The organism is Flavihumibacter sp. UBA7668, from assembly GCF_002483205.1.
In the GTDB taxonomy this organism is placed as follows: Bacteria; Bacteroidota; Bacteroidia; order Chitinophagales; family Chitinophagaceae; genus Flavihumibacter.
Genome location: NZ_DLHM01000002.1, coordinates 250,813 through 270,634 on the forward strand (window position 1 = coordinate 250,813; position 19,822 = coordinate 270,634).

At 42.5% G+C, this 19,822-nt stretch carries 17 protein-coding genes; 11 read left to right on the forward strand and 6 right to left on the reverse strand.

Annotated features, from left to right (window positions below; all coding sequences use genetic code 11):
- Nucleotides 1–27 precede the first annotated feature (27 nt).
- From B2746_RS04705 to B2746_RS04725, 5 genes are all read right to left on the reverse strand, one after another.
- A complete protein-coding gene (locus B2746_RS04705) occupies nucleotides 28–819 on the reverse strand; it encodes a maleylpyruvate isomerase N-terminal domain-containing protein (RefSeq protein ID WP_290791496.1) in 792 nt (263 codons plus the stop codon).
- 90 nt (nucleotides 820–909) lie between these two features.
- On the reverse strand, nucleotides 910–2,109 hold the full coding sequence (locus B2746_RS04710) for an MFS transporter (protein WP_290791498.1): 1,200 nt from the start codon (nucleotides 2,107–2,109) through the stop codon (nucleotides 910–912).
- A 9-nt stretch (nucleotides 2,110–2,118) separates the two neighbouring features.
- Nucleotides 2,119–2,598: a GNAT family N-acetyltransferase gene (locus tag B2746_RS04715; RefSeq protein ID WP_290791500.1), complete on the reverse strand. Its 480-nt coding sequence runs from the start codon at nucleotides 2,596–2,598 to the stop codon at nucleotides 2,119–2,121.
- 56 nt (nucleotides 2,599–2,654) lie between these two features.
- Nucleotides 2,655–3,119 (reverse strand): ribonuclease HI, encoded by a 465-nt coding sequence (gene rnhA, locus B2746_RS04720; protein WP_290791502.1) that lies wholly within the window; start codon nucleotides 3,117–3,119, stop codon nucleotides 2,655–2,657.
- Nucleotides 3,120–3,182: 63 nt separating this feature from the next.
- A complete protein-coding gene (locus B2746_RS04725) occupies nucleotides 3,183–4,811 on the reverse strand; it encodes an acyl-CoA carboxylase subunit beta (protein ID WP_290791504.1) in 1,629 nt (542 codons plus the stop codon).
- A 64-nt stretch (nucleotides 4,812–4,875) separates the two neighbouring features.
- Here B2746_RS04725 and B2746_RS04730 point away from each other — a divergent pair, with 64 nt between their 5' ends.
- The 4 genes from B2746_RS04730 to B2746_RS04745 all read left to right on the forward strand — a co-directional run bounded on the left by B2746_RS04730 (nucleotide 4,876) and on the right by B2746_RS04745 (nucleotide 11,415).
- Nucleotides 4,876–5,973: a DUF3810 domain-containing protein gene (locus B2746_RS04730; protein WP_290791506.1), complete on the forward strand. Its 1,098-nt coding sequence runs from the start codon at nucleotides 4,876–4,878 to the stop codon at nucleotides 5,971–5,973.
- Nucleotides 5,974–6,176: 203 nt separating this feature from the next.
- Complete coding sequence (locus tag B2746_RS04735) at nucleotides 6,177–9,329, forward strand: SusC/RagA family TonB-linked outer membrane protein (protein WP_290791508.1); 3,153 nt, start codon at nucleotides 6,177–6,179, stop codon at nucleotides 9,327–9,329.
- Between the two features lie 11 nt (nucleotides 9,330–9,340).
- The gene (locus B2746_RS04740; protein WP_290791510.1) at nucleotides 9,341–10,825 is read left to right on the forward strand and encodes a SusD/RagB family nutrient-binding outer membrane lipoprotein; all 1,485 of its coding nucleotides are present in this window, start codon (nucleotides 9,341–9,343) and stop codon (nucleotides 10,823–10,825) included.
- 104 nt (nucleotides 10,826–10,929) lie between these two features.
- A complete protein-coding gene (locus B2746_RS04745) occupies nucleotides 10,930–11,415 on the forward strand; it encodes a YdeI/OmpD-associated family protein (RefSeq protein ID WP_290791512.1) in 486 nt (161 codons plus the stop codon).
- A 9-nt stretch (nucleotides 11,416–11,424) separates the two neighbouring features.
- Here the strand turns inward: B2746_RS04745 and dcd are convergent, their stop codons facing one another.
- The gene (gene dcd / locus B2746_RS04750; RefSeq protein ID WP_290791514.1) at nucleotides 11,425–11,961 is read right to left on the reverse strand and encodes a dCTP deaminase; all 537 of its coding nucleotides are present in this window, start codon (nucleotides 11,959–11,961) and stop codon (nucleotides 11,425–11,427) included.
- Between the two features lie 117 nt (nucleotides 11,962–12,078).
- Here dcd and B2746_RS04755 point away from each other — a divergent pair, with 117 nt between their 5' ends.
- From B2746_RS04755 to B2746_RS04785, 7 genes are all read left to right on the forward strand, one after another.
- Nucleotides 12,079–12,675 (forward strand): 4'-phosphopantetheinyl transferase family protein, encoded by a 597-nt coding sequence (locus tag B2746_RS04755; protein WP_290791516.1) that lies wholly within the window; start codon nucleotides 12,079–12,081, stop codon nucleotides 12,673–12,675.
- A 51-nt stretch (nucleotides 12,676–12,726) separates the two neighbouring features.
- Nucleotides 12,727–14,298: a hypothetical protein gene (locus B2746_RS04760; RefSeq protein WP_290791518.1), complete on the forward strand. Its 1,572-nt coding sequence runs from the start codon at nucleotides 12,727–12,729 to the stop codon at nucleotides 14,296–14,298.
- A 161-nt stretch (nucleotides 14,299–14,459) separates the two neighbouring features.
- A complete protein-coding gene (locus B2746_RS04765; protein ID WP_290791520.1) occupies nucleotides 14,460–15,062 on the forward strand; it encodes a hypothetical protein in 603 nt (200 codons plus the stop codon).
- A gap of 95 nt (nucleotides 15,063–15,157) precedes the next feature.
- The gene (locus B2746_RS04770) at nucleotides 15,158–16,423 is read left to right on the forward strand and encodes a sensor histidine kinase (protein ID WP_290791522.1); all 1,266 of its coding nucleotides are present in this window, start codon (nucleotides 15,158–15,160) and stop codon (nucleotides 16,421–16,423) included.
- 4 nt (nucleotides 16,424–16,427) lie between these two features.
- Entirely contained in the window at nucleotides 16,428–17,780 is a 1,353-nt protein-coding gene (locus B2746_RS04775) for a 7TM diverse intracellular signaling domain-containing protein (RefSeq protein WP_290791524.1), read from the forward strand.
- A gap of 9 nt (nucleotides 17,781–17,789) precedes the next feature.
- Nucleotides 17,790–18,446, forward strand: coding sequence for a response regulator transcription factor (locus B2746_RS04780; protein WP_290791526.1), 657 nt, complete (start codon nucleotides 17,790–17,792; stop codon nucleotides 18,444–18,446).
- Between the two features lie 120 nt (nucleotides 18,447–18,566).
- Nucleotides 18,567–19,799, forward strand: a complete 1,233-nt coding sequence (locus B2746_RS04785) for a hypothetical protein (RefSeq protein ID WP_290791528.1) — start codon at nucleotides 18,567–18,569, stop codon at nucleotides 19,797–19,799.
- The last annotated feature ends 23 nt before the right edge of the window (nucleotides 19,800–19,822 follow it).

The following is a 19,822-nucleotide window of genomic DNA, read 5'->3' on the forward strand; positions in this document are numbered from 1 at the left end:
TTGCAAATTCTTGATTGCCTGATATCTTTATACTATCCGGATGTGTTTTAAACAACTCTTCCGGCCGTATACCTTTTGTAAATAATTTCCAGGCGATGTTTGCTTCCAGTTTGAGTATGCTTTCTGGACTATCAGTTTTTTGTCTGTAAGCTTCCACCCGAAGGGTAACTCGTCGGGTAATTTTTGGAGGAACCAGGTCGCTCCGGCTTCTCCTGTGATGGTGAACTGGATAGTGGTTCCTGAAGCTGCAGCCAAATGGCGGTATTGATAAGGTAATCCTCTTACCATTGTTTGCAGGAAAGGATGGTATAGCTCTTGAGTTAACAGTGGATCCAGCGTGCCGATTGCTTCCCGGATCTGTGCCTGGTGGTGCCATTTTTCTGTATATTCCCTTGCCAGGTGAAACCAATTGGCAGAATTTTCTTCTCCTGCCCAGGCAACCGGAAACATGGAAGGCGCATGTGGCTCGAGTTGCTGATAATAAGCCGTTACGCCCGGACCTGTTATTTCCAACAAATAAATAAGAAGAGATGGACTCACTCTGCGGTAAGCGTTCACCCAATCGGCATTCAGTTCATTGAGCCAGTTTACCAAATCGGAATAGGATTCGATTGGTGGGGGATTTTCTCCAAAATACTGATCCCTGCCCATGGAAAGAGTGCGAAAATTTCCATCCAGGAGATGTGCAGCGATATCTTTTACTGACCATTTTTTTGCAAGGGTAGGTCGGTTCCAATCTTTGGTTGTGCATGACCTTAAACAGGAAATTAAAAGCAGATCGATTTTGTCAAATAGATGTGTAACTGTAATTGGAACCATGCGCTTCCTGCATTTGATGATTGCATAAAGCTCTGCTATTTCCGGCAGAGTTTCTCATCACCCGTTGGGTACCCGACGGGTGATGATAGGTTAGAGTATTTGATCAGGGTAGTTGACTGTTGGACCTATAGTCGGAGTATTAACCAGGTAGCGGTTTTTCCAGGCAACAAGTGCTGCAATCAATGCTAGAAAAAACACAAGACTTAGGCCTGTTGCCATGGTATATTTTTCAGCCAGTATTCCAATCAGGGAAGGTCCTGCAAGAAAGCCCAATAATCCGCCACTTGCCACGGCAGATAAACCGCTTACGGCGCTTACTCCCGGTACCTTGGTGGCTGTACTAAACAGTATGGGAACCACGCAGGAGAAACCTAGCCCAATAAGGGTGAATCCCGCAATGGAAACAGCAATGGAAGAAAAGCTGATGGCAAGCAAATAACCAAGAGCAGCAAGCAGACAACCACCGATGGCTACCCGCTTATTCCCGATCTTAGGAATCAGGGTATCGCCATTGAATCTGGAGAGGGCCATCGCGATTGAAAATCCGGCAAAACCGATTCCTGCAATTGCTTTTGAACCACCCAGTGATTCACGTAAATAAATCGCACTCCAGTCTGCCACACATCCTTCGCCCATAAAGGATACAAAACAGATAAAGGACAATCCGATTACACCCCCTTTTGGCAGACTTAAACTTCTTTCAGAATCGATGCGGTGCTGATGAGCCTGCAGATCGTTGCGAAGAAAAAATAAGCCGCCTGCCAAAGCGAGTGCTACCAGCAATATCTGCCAGATAGCAGGTACCTGCAAGAGATAGAACAGGGAGGCCAATCCGGCACTGATCCCGCCCCCCAAACTATACATGCCATGAGACGTGCTCATTAACCGGCGCTGCTGTTGTTGTTCCAGTTTATCCACCATGGCATTGGAGGAAACCCCATTGAGAAAACCAATCAATCCGGTTGCAAAAAGTGCACCCATCAATACCAGTATATGATTGGCGGAGACCTGGATAAAATAGGCCAGACAATAACAAAGTGAACCATAAAACATCCAGGTTCCTACTTTCAACTTTCGGAATACCCAGGGGGCAATGGCAACTCCGGTAAGAGCACCGACAGGAGCCAGTAAAAGGGTGAGTCCGAGGGTGGCATCCGTTAATCCCAATCGCTGTTTGGTTTGAGGTATGGCGGCTACCCATATGCCCAATAATATGCTGGATACAGCAAAAAGATACCCGATGCTTAAACTGGAACGGTGCCGCAGGTAAAGAAGGGTATTGGTAAACATGCCAAAGGGTTAAAGGGTTTTTATAAGGACCAATTGGTGCCTGCAGACAATGCCTTCTTCTATGATGGGGTCCGGATAGTGCATCGTGAAATAGTTCCAGCGGATATCTGTCAAATCAAATCCGGCTTGTTGATAGAGTTGGAAAGGTCGAATGCTTGAGTTTCCGGTGCATACCTGCAATTCTGTAAATCCAAGGCGTTTGGCTCTGATTCCGGCCTCCTGAAGCAATAATCGTCCGATTCCTTTTCTCCTATAACCCGGTGCCACTGCCAATACTTTTATCTCTGCCTTTTCTTTGCCTTCGGGAGAAAGCGCAAGAACACCAACAATAGATTCCTGATGACTGGCAACCAGTACCAGGCAATGGGGAAGATAATCGAGCACCTGCTGTTCATTTGGATCCGCCATTGAAATCAGTTCCATAGGAGGGGGGACTGAATCCGGCAGGGGTTTGATGCGTATATCCGTTGGTAGTTTGAGATCGCTCATATTTCAAATATCCAATAAATACCGGTTCCGCAATAAGAATGAAAGACCTATTTCTTTCATGGGTTCTCCGCCTCATAACCGGTATCAATCAGAAGGTTTTTGCTATCAGCAGCCGTTGTAGCCAGCAAATCACATCGATTATTAAACGGATTGTCAGCATGTCCTTTTACCCAATGAAAACGAATTTGGTGCTTTTGCGATAGTTCATAAAAGCGGGTCCATAAATCACGGTTCTTTTTTCCTCCTTTAAAATTCGTAGCGATCCAGTTTTTCAACCAGCCCTGTTCCACCGCTTTCACAACATACTGACTATCGCTGTAAACAGCTATTCGGAGTCCGTGTTTGTTCAATGCTTCGAGTCCCGCTATTACTGCCATCAACTCCATCCGGTTATTGGTTGTTTTCCGATAACCCTGGGCCAGTTCTTTTTCTTTGGACCCCCATTTTAAAATAGTTCCATAACCACCGGGACCAGGATTTCCTCTGCTGGCACCGTCAGTGTAAATTATAAGTTCACTCATAGGAGAAGTAAAAAGTAAAAAGTAAAAAGTAAAAAATAAAAAAAGCGTATATCCTTACTCAATTCAGGTCTGAAACACTCCAGTTTTCAGGGTGGCTAGATCAGGGTTGTTATTTGCTGCTTCAATTCCGGAAGCGATGACCTGTCTTGTTTGCAGCGGATCGATAATATCGTCTACCCATAACCGTGCGGCGGCATAATAAGGCGATGTTTGTTCATCGTATTTAGCCTTGATTGTTTGAAGTACCTGTTGTTCCTGTTCTGCCGTCACTTCCAAGCCCTTTGCTTTCAGGGAAGCAACCTGAATCTGCATCAGTGTTTTAGCAGCCTGATCACCACCCATAACTGCAATTTTTGCGGTTGGCCAGGCATAAATAAATCGGGGATCATAGGCCTTGCCACACATGGCGTAATTGCCGGCACCATAGGAGTTCCCAACAATGATCGTAATTTTTGGAACTATTGAATTGGCGACGGCATTCACCAGTTTGGCACCATCTTTAATGATGCCGGAGTGTTCGCTCCTGCTGCCAACCATGAATCCGGTCACATCCTGCAGGAATACAAGGGGTATTTTTTTCTGGTTGCAATTCAAAATAAAACGAGCCGCTTTGTCAGCACTGTCATTGTAGATAACGCCTCCCATTTGCATTTCTCCCTTTTTGCTCTTAACGATGAGTCGTTGATTGGCAACAATACCAACTGCCCAACCTTCAATTCTCGCATATCCACAGAGAATGGATTTCCCATATTCCGATTTGAATTCATCGAATACAGAATCATCTACCAGACAGCCAATCAATTCGCGCATATCATAGGGCTTGGTATTTCCTTCCGCCATAATCGAATACAATTCTTCCGGCGATTTTACAGGAGCTTTCGCAACAATGCGATTAAATCCTGCAGAAGCCGGTGCTCCCAGTTTCCCCATAATTTTTTTGATATGGTCCAGGCATTCCTTTTCAGTAGGGAATTTATAATCTGCAATACCCGATAATGCATTGTGCGTTTCAGCCCCACCCAGGGTTTCTGCATCAATATCTTCTCCGATAGCTGCTTTTACGAGATAGGGCCCAGCCAGAAAAATCGACCCATTCCCTTCCACCATCAGGGTTTCATCGCTCATTATCGGGAGATAAGCACCTCCTGCTACACAGGGGCCCATTACAGCTGCAATTTGGGTAATACCCATCGCACTCATACGGGCATTGTTGCGAAAAACCCGGCCGAAATGTTCTTTATCGGGAAAAATTTCGTCCTGCATGGGAAGAAATACCCCGGCGCTGTCAACGAGATAAATCACGGGCAGATGATTTTCCATAGCAATTTCCTGCATGCGAAGATTTTTCTTTCCCGTAATCGGAAACCAGGCGCCTGCTTTAACGGTTTGGTCATTTGCCAGAATCACACATTGCCGGCCGCTGACATACCCAATTCCGGCAACTGTTCCACCAGCCGGACAGCCACCCTGGTCTTCATAAAGACCATAGCCTGCAAAAGTTCCGATTTCAAGAAATTGCGATCCGGGATCAAGCAGGTAGCTAATACGTTCCCTCGGAGTCAGTTTGTTTTTTTCATGTTGTTTTTCGATGGCTTTTTTTCCACCGCCCAGCGCAATTTTTTCCTTGCGCTTTTTCCATTCACTGAGCAAAAGTTTCATCACATCTTCATTCCGGTTCTTTTCAATATTCATGGCAGGCTATTTTGAATTTTCTTTTTGCATTGAACATTCTATTATTGCTGATAGTTGTATCATTATGCAGGAAAGAACGGGGCAAAGATACCGGTATACGGGTTTATTCATTCTGGCAGGCATCGCTTTATTCATTAAAGTAGTATCTGCTTTTCCCGATATAGTGGAAAAATATTATTCTACGGGTATTTATCCACTGATTTCCCGGGTGCAGCGCTTTTTATTCGGATGGATGCCTTTCAGCTTTGGCGATCTGCTATATGCTATTGCCACCATCCTGTTAATTTATAGCATAATCAAGCTGATTCGCGCTATTGCACAGAAAAGGGTAACCAGCGCATGGTTGCTTCGGGTAGGGGTGCTGGTGATGCGGGTCTGGTTATGGGTATATATACTTTTCAATGGTTTATGGGGCATGAACTATAACAGAGTGGGGATTGTTCGGCAGGCCGGAATTCGCCCCAGTTCATACAGCACGGCAGAACTGGATACGCTGGTGTCGGTGCTGATTCAGCGGATGGATGCAGTACGACCTGTTTCGCTTACTGAAAGGCGGCCTTTGGAGCATAAAAAAACGCTGTTCACAAGAGCTTTCAGTGCCTACCAGCAACCGGGAACCAGATCGGTTTTTTTGAAATACGGTGGTCAATCCGTAAAGCCTTCCCTCTACAGCTACTTAGGAAATTACCTTGGATTCACCGGCTATTATAATCCGTTTACTGGCGAGGCACAGGTTAATACAACTGTTCCTGTTTTTGTTCAGCCTTTTACCACCTGCCATGAAATTGGCCATCAATTGGGCTATGCTAAAGAAAATGAAGCCAATCTCGCCGGATTTTTAACAGCAAGTAAAAGTGAGAGTCCGGCTTTTCGTTATTCTGCTTATTTTGATTTATACCTATATGCCATTCGCGACTTGTTCCTGCGTGATACTACACTCGGCCAGTTACGTTATAATCAGCTATCTCCGGGTGTTCGGGAAGATTTGGTAACACTTCGCAAATTCAATCAGGACCATGTGGGATTACTTGAACCACTTGTTCGCACCCTTTACTCACAATACCTGCGGGTGAATCAACAACCATCCGGAATGATGAGTTATAATCAGGTGGTTGCATTGGTTATTGCATATAATCGCAAATACGGGATTGATAAACTTTGATTTTGCATACCTGAAAAAGTAAATTCAGGTTATTTCATTAAAAAATTTACAGCCGAAATTCTTCCTATAAAAGAGGGCTAGTCCAACGCAATCGTTTGTGTGAAAGTTTAGCAGGACTTAACAATTATCGATTATTTGTTTAATTTCATTAAACATTCAACATTCATCGAATGATTTAATTATTCACCAAACAACTACTGTTTATGAGGTCTAAACAACCAATCGTAAAAGCAATTCTTTTTACGATATTGCTGGCTATTGCCTCTATCCAAGGGGTATACGCACAATCAGGCGTAAGAGGAACTGTCACAGACAACGAAAGCAAACCGCTATCGGATGTATCTGTTGTAATTAAAGGAACTAAATCGGGCACAACCACTGATGCAAGTGGTTCGTTCAGTATTTCTGCAGCTGGAAATGCAACTCTTGTAGTAACCAGAACCGGTTATGTTGCAAAGGAAATACCCGTCAATAACCAAACCGTGCTCAGTATACAATTGGAACTGAACAATGAGAATCTGGGAGAAGTAGTTGTAACTGCATTGGGTATTAAAAAAGATAAAAAAGCCCTTGGGTATTCCGTACAGGAAGTGAAAGGAACATCCCTTCAGAAAGCTATTGCGCCGAATGTTACAGAAGCATTAACTGGTAAGGTAGCAGGACTGACAATTACTAACAGCAGTGATTTCTTTTCTGATCCTGGAATTTTTTTACGCGGAGAACGGCCACTGATTGTTATTGATGGTGTACCCAATCCGGGTACGGATATGTGGAATATAAGTCCGGATGATATTGAAACCGTTTCTGTATTAAAAGGAGCGGCAGCTTCTGCATTGTATGGATCATTAGGATTGAATGGTGCCATTCAGATCACCTTAAAATCAGGCAGTAATGCTACCAAAGGAACAAGTATTTCCTATAATTCTTCCACTACATTCCAGGGTGGATTTATCCGTGTTCCGAAAATTCAGACACAGTATGGTCCGGGTGAAGCCGGCGTGTATGAATTTGGTACAGGCGCATCCGGTGGTGGCGGTAAAAATGATTTTGATTATTCGGTATGGGGACCCAAATTTGATGGCCGCCTATTGCCACAATTTGATTCGCCCATTGATCCGGTAACTGGTAAACCAACACCTACTCCCTGGGTTTCCAGAGGGCCGAATAACCTGCGCAATTTTATGGAAACCGGACTGGTAACATCGAATAATATTTCTATTCAAACCAGAACAGATAAAGGGGCTTTTGTAGTATCAAATACCTTCAAATATTCAAAAGCTTCCGTGCCTGGTGCCAAACTTAAAATAAATACATTCCGAATAAGCGGGTTTACCAATATCACGGATAAATTAACGGTAGAAGGATCATTGCAACATACCTATGAATATGCTTCCAATGTGCCGAGAAATACCTATGGTCCGCATTCGCCTATTTATAATCTGGCGATTTGGGGAGGTGCACATTTTGATATCCGGGATATGAAAAATTATTGGGTGCCTGGTAAGGAGGGACTCAAACAGCGTTTTCCTGAAAACTGGAGATATAATAATCCCTATATGCTGGCATATGAGTGGAGAAGACCTTATACCAAGAATGATGTGCTGGGTTTATTGAAAGCAAGTTATAAGATCAGCAAAAACATGGATTTCTTTTTGCGCACTAACTTAAGTACTTATTCACTGACCGATGAAGATCAGATTTCAGTTGATATCTATGATTATGATATCGCTGATCGTGGCGGACGTTACAGGATCAATGAATCTAAATTATTTGAATCCAATACAGACTTCCTCTTAAGCTACAGAAATGAGTTTGCCAATAAACTGTTCAGTGTAAAAGCTACCCTGGGCGGCAATCAGCGCTATTATTCCTATAATACCGTGAATGCAGCCACAACAAGGCTTGTTGTGCCCGGTATTTACAAGCTTTCCAATTCTGTGGATCGCGTTACACCAACAAGTTATAAAGAATCAAAAGGTGTTTACAGTGCCTATTCAACTGTGGATGTTTCGTACAAGGATCAGATTTTTTTGGGCCTGACCGGCAGGGTTGATAAGTCGTCTACCTTAACGGAGAAAAATCCGGCTTTTTTCTATCCATCTGTTTCACTAAGTGCGATCATAAGTGAAATGATTACGCTTCCTTCTGCAATAAATTATCTTAAACTGAGAGGAGCGTATGCAAAAGTTGGGGGCGATATGGATATATACACTGCTATCAACTCCTATACTACAGGCGGTCGGTATAGAAACCTGCCCACGGCCAGCTATCCGGCCATTCTGGATAATCCAAACCTTCGTCCGGAGTTTAATTCCACTTTTGAATATGGAATGGAAGCACGATTTTTCAACAGTCGACTTGGCTTTGATTTCTCCTACTATATAAACAAATACGGTCCACAGATCTTTACCCAGCGTTTTTCACAGACATCAGGTTATACCGGCACACGTCTGAATGGACGCACCACCAAACGCAGAGGATTTGATATGTCGGTAACAGGTGTTCCGGTAAGAACCAAAAACTTCAATTGGAATGTACTGGTAAATATGGATGCAAACAGGGAATTCCTTACCTCGCTTCCACCGCTTCCGGATGGTACAGCGCAAACAAAAGAGGGAAGGGTTAGTATCGGCGACAGACTGGGTGATTACTGGTATTCAGAATGGGAACGTTCTCCTGATGGACAGTTGATTATCAATGCAGATGGAAGGCCAAGGATTACTCCTTATTATAAGAATCAGGGAAATACACAGCCTAATTTCAACCTTAGTATGAATAACAGCCTGGCGTATAAAAACTGGTCTTTTTCCTTTTTGATTGACGGACGTTTTGGAGGTATTACCTATGACCGGTATGAGCGCGATTTGTGGAGATCAGGTTCACATCCCGATGCTATTCATCCGGAAAGAGATCTGTCCAATATTGCCTATGCCAATGGCGGTGATCCAAAAACCATGCTAATCAAAGGCGTGAAAATTGTGAGTGGTGCGGTGACCTATGATCCGGATGGAAATATTCTTTCCGATTCCAGGAAGTTTGCACCCAACGATTATAAAGTTTCTTACCAGGCCTGGGCTTCCAGCTATCAGGCAGCCTGGCAAAATCAATTGATTGAAAAAACATTTGCCAAGTTAAGGGAGGTAGTACTGACGTATAACCTGCCACCAGCCTTGTTGAAAAAATCCAATTTTTTGAAAGGGGCTTCCATTTCATTTGTGGGTCGTAACCTCTTTTATTGGACCAGGGATAAAGACACCTTTGGTGACCTGGATACCTATACCATGTCAACCGGAGATACGGATTTACAGCAACCTGCTCAGCGTACTTATGGATTCAATATCAATCTTAATTTTTAAACTCAGTATAGATGAAAACAGTAATCAAATTCACCTGCTTGTCCCTGTTGGCAGTTTCATTCAGCAGTTGTCTAAAATTTGATGAGCTCAGGGAGAATCCCAATAACCCGATCTCTGTTGCGCCAAGTTTGTTGTTTACTTCTACTGTTCCAACACCGGCCAGCGCATTTTCGGATTTATACAGAAATGCCCAGTACCATAATTTTATTGCGGCCGATCTGGGTGTTTCGCCACCGGTAAACTACCTGTATGGCAGTGCAGATTTTTCCTATGCGACCATTCGAAATGTAGATAAAATGGCAGCAGAGGCAGAGAAAGCCAATGCACAGGCTTATATTATTCTTGCGAAATTTTTCAAGGCCTATTATTATGTTCAGATGACTATGCAAATGGGCGATATACCACTTTCAGAAGCAATGAAAGGGGCAGAAATTCCCAGACCTAAGTACGATACCCAGAAAGAGGTATTTATTCAATGCCTTAACTGGCTCGATGAAGCCAATCTTGAATTGGATACTTATATCAATAGTACTCCGGGTGCAACAGTTGAAGGCGATGTTTATTTTGGTGGAAACCTGAGGCGCTGGCAAAAAGCGATCAATGCATTTACGCTTAGAACGTTGATTTCACTCAGTAAAAAGGAAAACGATGCAGAGTTGAATGTGAAGGGGCGTTTTCAAAAGGTAGTACAGGATCCGGCTAAATACCCCCTGATGGGAGGGTTGTTTGATAATATGCAGATCACGCACCGCGATGAGGATGGTTTCAGAGGTGCCTATAATCCAATTGAACAGATTGTAACAGGTGGTATCGTATATGCGGATACTTATATAGAACTGCTGAAGTCTTACCAGGATCCCAGATTGCAGAAAGTGGCCGATCCAACTCCAAAGGCATTGGCAGCCAATCCATCGAACGAAGCAGCCGTTCGGGCAGATTTTAATTCGTATGATGGTTCCGATATTTCCGTTGATCTGCAACAGAATAATGCCAGAAAAAGTAATGGTGATTTTTCATTTCCCAACAGAGCAAGGTTTCTGAATTTTGTGGGTCAGCCATCGATTTTAATTGGCTATGCCGAACAGGAATTAAATATTGCAGAGGCAGCAAATAGAGGATGGATAACTGCCGATGCGAAAACCCATTATGATAATGGCATAGTAGCTTCTATGGAGTTTTACGGAGCAAGTGTGGGCGATTATTTAACCAATAAAGCTCCTTATTTAAGCGGAGCTGCGGGATTGAAAAGAATTCATGAGCAAATGTTCCTGGCGCTCGCGGAAAATTCAGGATGGACCTCCTGGTTTATGACAAGAAGAACAGGTGTACCGGAATATAAATTCTCCACCGTTAATAATGTTACACAATTACCCGTACGCTGGGCATATCCGGTATCTGAATTAACGGATAATACCGTGAATTATAAAGCAGCGCTGGTTTCACAGTTTGGATCGGAAGTGGATGATCGGGATCAGGTGATGTGGTTGCTGAAATAAACTTTTATCATTGTGCAGTTCAGATGGCTAAATAGTAACTTTAAACAGGCTGCTATTTAGCCATTGCTTTGTATTTTAGGAACTGAGAGGTTATCAAAAATATAATGCAAAAGTTTAGTGCAATCTTAGAAATAATAGGAATCAACCCATTTGTATTTGTTCCGGATGAGATTCTGCGGCAATTGTTTGCCGATGCGAAAAAAGATAAAGGACCAATTCCGGTGTGTGGATCTGTCAACGGAAAAAAATATACCCAAACATTAGTTAAGTTTAAAGGTAGTTGGCGCCTGTATATTAATACGGTCATGCTGCCAAAATCTCCTGAAAGAATTGGAGAAAGAATATCAATTACCATTCAAGTAGATAAAGGCGACCGAACACTGGAAATACATCCGGGACTGCTTAAGGCACTTGATAAAAATAAAAAAGCCAAGGCGGTATTTGATAAACTGACACCTTCTCTGCAAAAGGAGGTGAATCGTTATATAAGCGCATTAAAAACGGAAGAAAGTATTGGCAGGAATATTGAATTAGCTATTGGATTCCTGCTTGGGAAAAATAGGTTTATAGGCAGGGAACCCCGCCTATAAAATCCATTCTTAAAAATTATTCTTCCACATCATGCTTTCGATGGGCTTATCCGGTTGTCCGCTGTATTTGGCGTTTTTCTTCTGGTTGTATTTTACCTCAATTTCACCATCTACCGGAAAATAAATCAATTGGCCGATTGGCATTCCCTTATACACTTTTACAGGTTGTTTAACGGAGATTTCCAGGGTCCAGTTGCCGCAGAAACCAACATCACCCTTCCCTGCCGTGGCATGTATATCAATGCCGAGTCTTCCGGTAGAGGATTTTCCTTCCAGAAAAGGAACATGGGCATGGGTTTCTGTGTATTCTGCTGTTACTCCCAGGTAGAATATATGCGGATAGAGCACGAATCCGTCTTCCGGAATTTCAAAATATTCGATCTGGTTGTGTTTTTTGGCGTCTAGGATATGTTCCTTATAGGTAGCCAGCCATTTTCCCAAGTGTACATCATAGGAGTTACTGCCTAAACATTCTCTATGATAAGGCTCAATTTTGATGGTGCCTTTTTCTATTTCTTCCAATATACGGGTATCCGACAAAATCATGTGCTTCTCTTAATTTATATTTGTTGGGTGGTACTGATTCAGTGACGCTGCAATGTTAGCTTCTTAATTTCAACCTTGGCCTTATTTTATCAACATAATATCAACCAAACGACCAGAATGGCGATTTGGCGGATTGAAGAACCGGAATCTTTTTTTCTGGAACGGGTTTCCCTGCATAAGGAGGTAACCCATCCGTACAAGCGCCTGCAGCATTTGGCCGGGAGGTATCTGTTAACGGTTCTTTTTGATGATTTTCCTCTGGCGGAGATTCTGGTGGCAGATACCCGGAAACCATATTTGCCGGGAGAAAAATACCATTTTTCGATCTCTCATTGCGGAAATTATGCGGCAGCCATCGCCAGCAGTACAAATCAGGTGGGAATAGATATTGAGCTCGTCACACCGCGGATTGAGCGGATATCGCCCAAGTTTTTGTCGGAAACGGAGAAGGCATTCCTGGCACAATGGGAGTTGTTTGATCAATTGCAGCTGGAACTGACCACGGTTATCTGGAGTGCCAAGGAGGCTGTTTATAAATGGCATGGACTGGGCGGATTGGATTTCAAATCCCACATGCAACTTAGTGGCCCCATTCAATATAAATCGAATGATTGGATGCAAATTCCCTTTCGTTTTAACCTGGGGGAGTCATTGGAAGTGGTATTGGAGGGGAAGATTTTTGAGCCACTGGTTATGGCGTATTTGGTGACCTGAGGGTTGCATATTTCGACAAATGTTTCTATCATTGGCGAAAATTGTTATCCTTTGAAAAAACATCTTCTATTAGCATTTTCTCTTTTTATTACATTCAATGGTTTTGCCCAATTACGTTTAATTGCGCAAGGGCCTGTTTTCCCGGAATTAGAGGGGGGCTTAGGTAAAGTACTTCTTTTGAAAGACGGAACAACCGCTTATCTGGCTGGGGTTAAGGATCAGTATGAACTGCGTATGTACGGGAAGGATCACAAAGAAACGCTGGTTAAAACGCTCCAACTGGATATTCCCAAAAAAGCCAATCTTGAGATCCTGTTTGAAAATGGAGGGGAACTGGTATTGATGGCCACAGCCATTCAAAATAAACAAAGCTCTCTGATCCGATATCGGATTAACCCAACAACAGGAGCAATGATTGAACAAAAGGTAGTAATGGAAATGCCAAAAGCACATTTAGGGGCTGCAATGGCAATTGGAATAGGTGGGCTGCCTACACCTGATTTCACTATCCGGGTGGACCCTGAAACCGATCATTATGCAATTGCAAAATTTAACACGTTTGAATCGGATCGGAGTAAACGGTTGGAAATTGTTCATTACAATCCGGGACACAAAGAGATTGCCCGGGCCTACTATCAATCTCCACAGGAAAAGTTTAAATACCTGCAATTTGTTGATTTAGTGGTGGTGGGAAGGGAGCAGGTATTTACACTGGTGTATGCATATAATACGAAGTCCAGCGGAGGCAAGGAATATGAGCTGTTGCTGGGCTCCTTTTCAATAGACAAGAAGAAAATAGAGATGACGAAAGTTGGGGGTGGTCAGGAATTGGGATTGGCAGGCGGCATATTGAAATTTAATCCGGTGACAAAAAAAATACTTCTAATGGCAAATTGTATGAGTGAAGACGGAAAGGGGTATATCCCCCTTCTAAAGTTTTTCGATGCAATTTCTGGAAAAGTTGAACAATCAGGCGTGGCTTACCCCGGCAATGCAGATGAAATCAATAAGGAGGTTTTTGGAAAAAAGAGTTCTTTTCGGGGTTTGCCTCAGAATGTTTACATCAACAACGATGGTAGCTTTTCCATTCTGTTTGAAGAAATTATGAATTATAGAAGCGAAAGAGCCTATTATTCAATACTTGGGGATGCTGCCGTTGTTTATTTTGATTTATTTGGTACCGCAATGGGAACCTATTACATTCCTAAATCACATTCCCATAATGCATCCGCGATGCAGGTATTTTACCTCGCAAACCGGGAACGGGAATTTACCCCTTTCTACCAGGGAAATCAGTTCCGGACACTGGCCTATCTTGATGGTACTACACAATCCTATTTGCTGATAAATGATGTGGAAGAAAATGTGGAATCATGGAAAAAGGGAAAACTGACAACAATCCGTTCGGTCGGTGGCGCGAAAGCTTATCAGTTTCAATTAGCGGCAAAGCAGGGTGTTCCGGACCGCTCACCTCTTTTTTCAGAGACAGGTGGAAAACGCTTTCATCAACTTGCCGTGATGGGTGTAAATGATTTTGACAGGAAACGGAATGTGTTTGTCACACTGAAACTGGAAAAAGAAGGCCGGGACAGTGGTGTGCGGCTGGTCTGGTTTCAGCCTTAAAATTCAGTCTCTTCATTTGGGGAGGTGATTTTTTCAATTCAGACATTGTTTATGTTGATTCGGTCAATAACTTTTGTTTAAGGCCCGAACACGGGGTAGTTTACACAATCCTTATCTAACATATAAGGAATAAATCTTATTTTGTAGTAAACCCCATTTACATGAAAAAAAATCTTGTTGGAATGATGGTGGTAGCAATGGCTGCCATCACAATGGATGCCTCTGCACAGCGAATTAAACTGGAATCCGGAGCTGTGGCTGTTTTAGCAGGTGAAAAGGAAATCAATACGGAGTTCGTTTATGATGGTATGTCGGTCGGTAAATTCAAAACAGAGGCTGAATATTTAGCGAAAAAAACAGAAGAATATAATAAAAAAGAGACTGGCAAGGGTGATAATTGGGCCAAAGCCTGGGTAGCTGATCGCCAGGGCAGATTTGAACCTGTATTCAATGAGCGATTTGGTTTAGTCAGCGGTTTGGCTAGCGGAACAGCGCCTGCTGCCAAATACACCATGATTGTTAAAACGCTTTCAACTGAACCTGGATATAATATCGGGATTTCCCGTGCGAATTCCAATATATATCTGGAAGTGCGCATAGTGGAGACGGCAGATAAGAGCAAAGAAATTGCGAAAATCAGGGTAGAGAAAGCAACCGGTGGGTCCTGGGTTGGATATGATTTTGATACAGGTCAACGAATCGGTGAAGCCTATGCCGAAGCCGGAACCGCCCTTGGTGCTTATATTAAAAAGAATACGAAATAATATTGTCACCCGACCTGTACCACCGGTCGGGTAAGCTGTAGAGATTCACCCGCTTGGGGTATTGGTTGGGGAAGAGATTGGTGGTAGTTTTAGGAATGATCTATTTCCTGACAGGTATATTTCTGACCCAGTTATTATATGTAATGGGGGCATTCCGGCAACCCCGGAATGTCCCCATTATGATTTATAGCGGATATATACTGCTTCAGCTGCTATTTGTTTTGGTTTTGCTGAGTTTTCCTGCAGGTGCCAATCAGCACAGGAACAATCTGCTTTTTATTGCTACGTTTACTTTTCATCTTTATTTTCTGCAGTCTTATTTGGAAGAGAAGCAATTCTTTTCTCTAAGACAGTCGGGGTTGATTAAAAAAGCGGGAATTACGTTGTTTCTTGCATCCCTGATCCCGTATTTAATAAGCGGATTAAGGGGGTCTTTTACTGCGTTACTGCTTATTCTTCTTATGACGGTCTGTATGGTGGGCTGGATCTATCTTCTGATCGGTGCCTGGCGTAAATCAGATCCGGCAAATCGTCCGGTTATACTGGGAGGAATGCTACTGGCAACAGCCTGTCAGATGCTGCTGGTTTTTCAAACGGCAGAACCATTTCAAAGTATTTATTTGCTGCTTGTTTTAAGTGAACTTTTTTTGTATCATCTTTCTTCCGCAAAAAACAGGGTGAAGGATGAATTGGAATTGGCGGTAACCCAGCAACAGGTAATCGAGCAGTTAAAAAAGAATGAAGAACTTGAATACAATCGTTTTTCAATCCGAAATAAAATTGCACGCGATCTGCATGATGAACTGGGGGCTACCCTCAGTGGGGTTGTGCTATTCAGCGAATTGAGTAAACGAACCATCGAACGAAATGAAACAGACCAGATGGTACCCTATTTACGCAGGATTTCTGATGCCTGCAGTACCATGAGCGAAAAAATCAATGATATCGTGTGGGCAGCGCATGAGGGTAGTGATAAATTGTATAAAGTAATGGATCGCCTGCAGGACTATATCAAACCAATCTGTGCAGGAAATAGTATTGAACTGGATTTTTATGCAGAGGATGAAGTGCTGGAGTTAAGTATGGAAATTGAAAAAAGCAACCAGCTTTATATGGTCTCCAAAGAAGCGCTGAACAATGCAATAAAATATGCAGCACCTGCCAATATCCGTTACAAGGCTGTGCGGGCTTCAAATGGCTGCAAGATTACCATAGTGGATGATGGAATTGGGTTTGATCCGGCAACAGTAAAATTAGGGAATGGTATCCGCTTTATGAAGCAGCGCTGTGAGGAATTGAAAGCGGTGTTTTTGCTGGAATCGAAACCTGGTAATGGCACCTTTATTCAACTTGAATTTTAGCAGCATGGTTAATCAATTATTGCTCATATTTCTTGGCGTGATGGTAGCCCAGTTTCTATATATGTGTATCCTTTGGATTCAGCATAAAAGAAAGGAATTTGCTTTTTATGTAGTACACTATATCATCCTCTTTTATTTTATGATTGGTGTAAGTTATACTTATTTTTTCCCTCTTGAAACCAGGATAGCTTATCATCATTTGTTTCGCCTGTTTGAATTTTATCCCTTTCATGTGTTTAATTTTTATTTGTATATAAAGTTTGCACAAAAATTTTTGGAGGCTGAAAAAAATCATATTTATCTAAACCATCAGGCGATTTACCTTATGCGGGGGATATGGACAGCATTGGCTTTTATACTGATCTGCTGGTTATATTATTTTGATGATCCAAATAGGTTCATTACAATTTATATGATCGTCTATATTATTTTGAAACTATGGGCTGTATGGGTGCTCTATGTGGTTTACCGGCAAAAAACCTGGCAAACAAGGGTAATCTTCTGGGCTACTGTTTTTTTAAGCGGTGGATTGGTTTGTATGTATAGTCTGATCATGTTGGTCAATATCGGAGCTCTTCCAAGAACGGCCTGGATTTTTGTTCCCTGTGTTATAGGGGTACTGGGTGAGATTTATGTGATTAATATTGGGCTGAACAGGAAAGCAGACGAACAACGCAAAGGATTATTGCTGTTTCAGGGGAAATGGATTGATCAGCTTGAACGAAACAAACAACTTCTTTTAAATCAATCCAATCTTCGTAAAGAACTGGCCCTGCAGGTTAACAAGGAAGTTGGTGTAACCCTCAATGCGATGACCCTCTATGCAGATCACAGTCTGAGCCAACTGGCACTCAGGACAAACAGTCATTTACTGCCTTATTTGAACCGTATGCTGCTGGATTCAAAAAACATGGTAGAATCAATGAGCGATTTTGTTTGGTTATTATCCACCTCCAATGATTCGCTGGAACAATTATGCTTCCGGATTCAATACCGTGGTTCAAAAATGTTACAGGAAAGCGGGGGCAGCTTTCGGTTATTTCATCAAAATACAATCGATGAAATAGTGATGAATATGGAGTTTCGGAGGCTGGTAAATTCTGATTTCAAAATTATTATGGAATGTCTTCAACAGTTACCTGAATTGCAGGTGGAAATGTGGGTGGACCATGGAAATGAATACCTTCGTCTAAAGTGGAAGGTGAATAGTGCCGATTTCCGTGCCGATCTTGTTGCTGAACTTACTCAATTGGATATTTCGGCAATGCTCCATTGGGAGGAAGCGTTGTACGGTTCGTTGAAAAATTTTGAAACCAGTTGGAATTGGGAGAAAGTATCACAACCCATCCATCAATAAAAGTATACCATGGGAAATGATTCAGAGTTGATAAAAGTTGCGGTTTTTGAAGATTCCAAACTTATAAGGGATGCTTATGAAGCTATTCTGAATGGTACCGAAGGGTTTATCTGCACAGGCGCCTATTCCGATTGCAGTTCAATTGATCTGGCCATCAGACGATCCAGTCCCGACCTGGTTCTGATGGATATAGAAATGCCTGGAATGGATGGTATTCAGGCAACCCGTTATATAAGAAAAAATTATCCGGCAGTGCGAATTCTTATTCAGACTGTATTTGAAGAAGATGAGAAAATATTTGCAGCAGTTTGTGCAGGTGCTTCGGGTTATATTCTTAAATCAAACGGATTGTCAAAATTGCTGGGAGCGGTAACCGAAGCCTATCACGGAGGAGCGCCAATGACACCCAGCGTGGCAAATCGGGTATTGAAATTATTTCAGCAGTTTGCTCCTGCAGGTTCGGAAGAAGAGCTCATCGAACTCAGTTCAAGAGAAAAAGAAATTCTTTTCCTGATGGTGGAAGGAAACGATTTTCGAACTGTGGGAGAGAAGCTCTTTATCAGTTATGAAACCGTGCGTACACACGTGAAGAAAATATATAAAAAACTTCATGTTGCTTCTGCTTCAGAAGCTGTGGTGAAAGCGATTAAACAACGAATTGTATGAATTTGGTTGGGGTATCCGAAAGTTGTATTTACCCTTTATTTTCACCCGCCTGAGGTATAGTTTAGGGTATTTGGCCTTGCTAGATTTGTTGAAGATTCATTTACACTTCAACAAGTTAATATGATAACAGGCATCCTTAAACGAATTACATTATTTGCGTATAGCTTCCTTTTCAGTTGTGCGCATTCCCTTGCGCAGGACAGCGAATTAAAACGTATTATACCCAAGGAATTCAGTATTCCTGCTTCACCTGTTTTCGATCTCATGGGTGTTACACCATCCCAGATAAATCGGACCAGTGATATCAGGGACTTTAAAGTGGACTGGTCTTTTAAATCGTGGAAGCTAAGTCCGAATCTGGCTATTCAATCCCAGCCGGTTTGGGAAATCCTGTATAATAAAAAAAAGATTGAAAAATACCAACAGGCGTCCGGATTCATGCGTAAGTTGGCTTCTCTTGATCTTTCAGTTGGATCTGTCCAGGATGAAAACAATGACCGCCGTATAGGGTTTGCAATTAAAATGAATCTGTACAAAGAGAAAGATCCGTTTATGGATAAGGAGTTGTTTGCGGGGGTAGAGGAACAGTTGACTGAGGAAGAAAATCGCCTTACTACAGAATTGGAAATACTGGTAAATCAGCTGGATACGATGAGCAACCTCCTGGAAAAAACAAATTTAAGGAGTCAGGTTACAGTCCTGCAAACAGAATTGCTTTCCATACCGGTTAAACGCAAAGAAGAATTGCAAAGAAGATCGCTGGTATTCATACAGGAACACTGGAATGCGTCGAGTGTGGATGTTTCCTTCGGTAAAATTTATTCGTATATCACTGACAGTGCAGGCAGTTTAAAAAGTCTTCGCTTGAATCGAAATACCGGATGGGGTGGATGGATCAATGGGAATATTGGAATTGGTAAACGATTGCTTTTGTCGGGTATGTTTCGTTCTACTTTCTATGATGAATTGCTGGAGTTTACACTTTCTGATGCAAGCACGGGGGAGGAAATTCCCGGTTCAGCTATTGCTAGTAACCAATTATTTGCGATGGGGATGAACCTTCGCTATGGCGGTTCCCTCTTTACTTTCTTTGCTGAATTTTTATACGAGCGCAAAAAAACAGCAACAGCTTTACAGGCATTAAATGATCGCTTTACGCCGCCTGAAGGGTTTGTTGTTAAAGAAGGTACACTAAAATGGGATGGCATATTTCCCAATGCTCTATCCGTAGGTGGTGACTGGAGGATCAGCCGGAATCTGATGATTAATTATGGCATGCGTTGCTCCTTCGATAAAAACTGGACATTTCGGGTATTCAGTCCAGTTGTAACGCTCAGCTGTATGATGCGCTAAGAATTACTCTTATTCTACACATT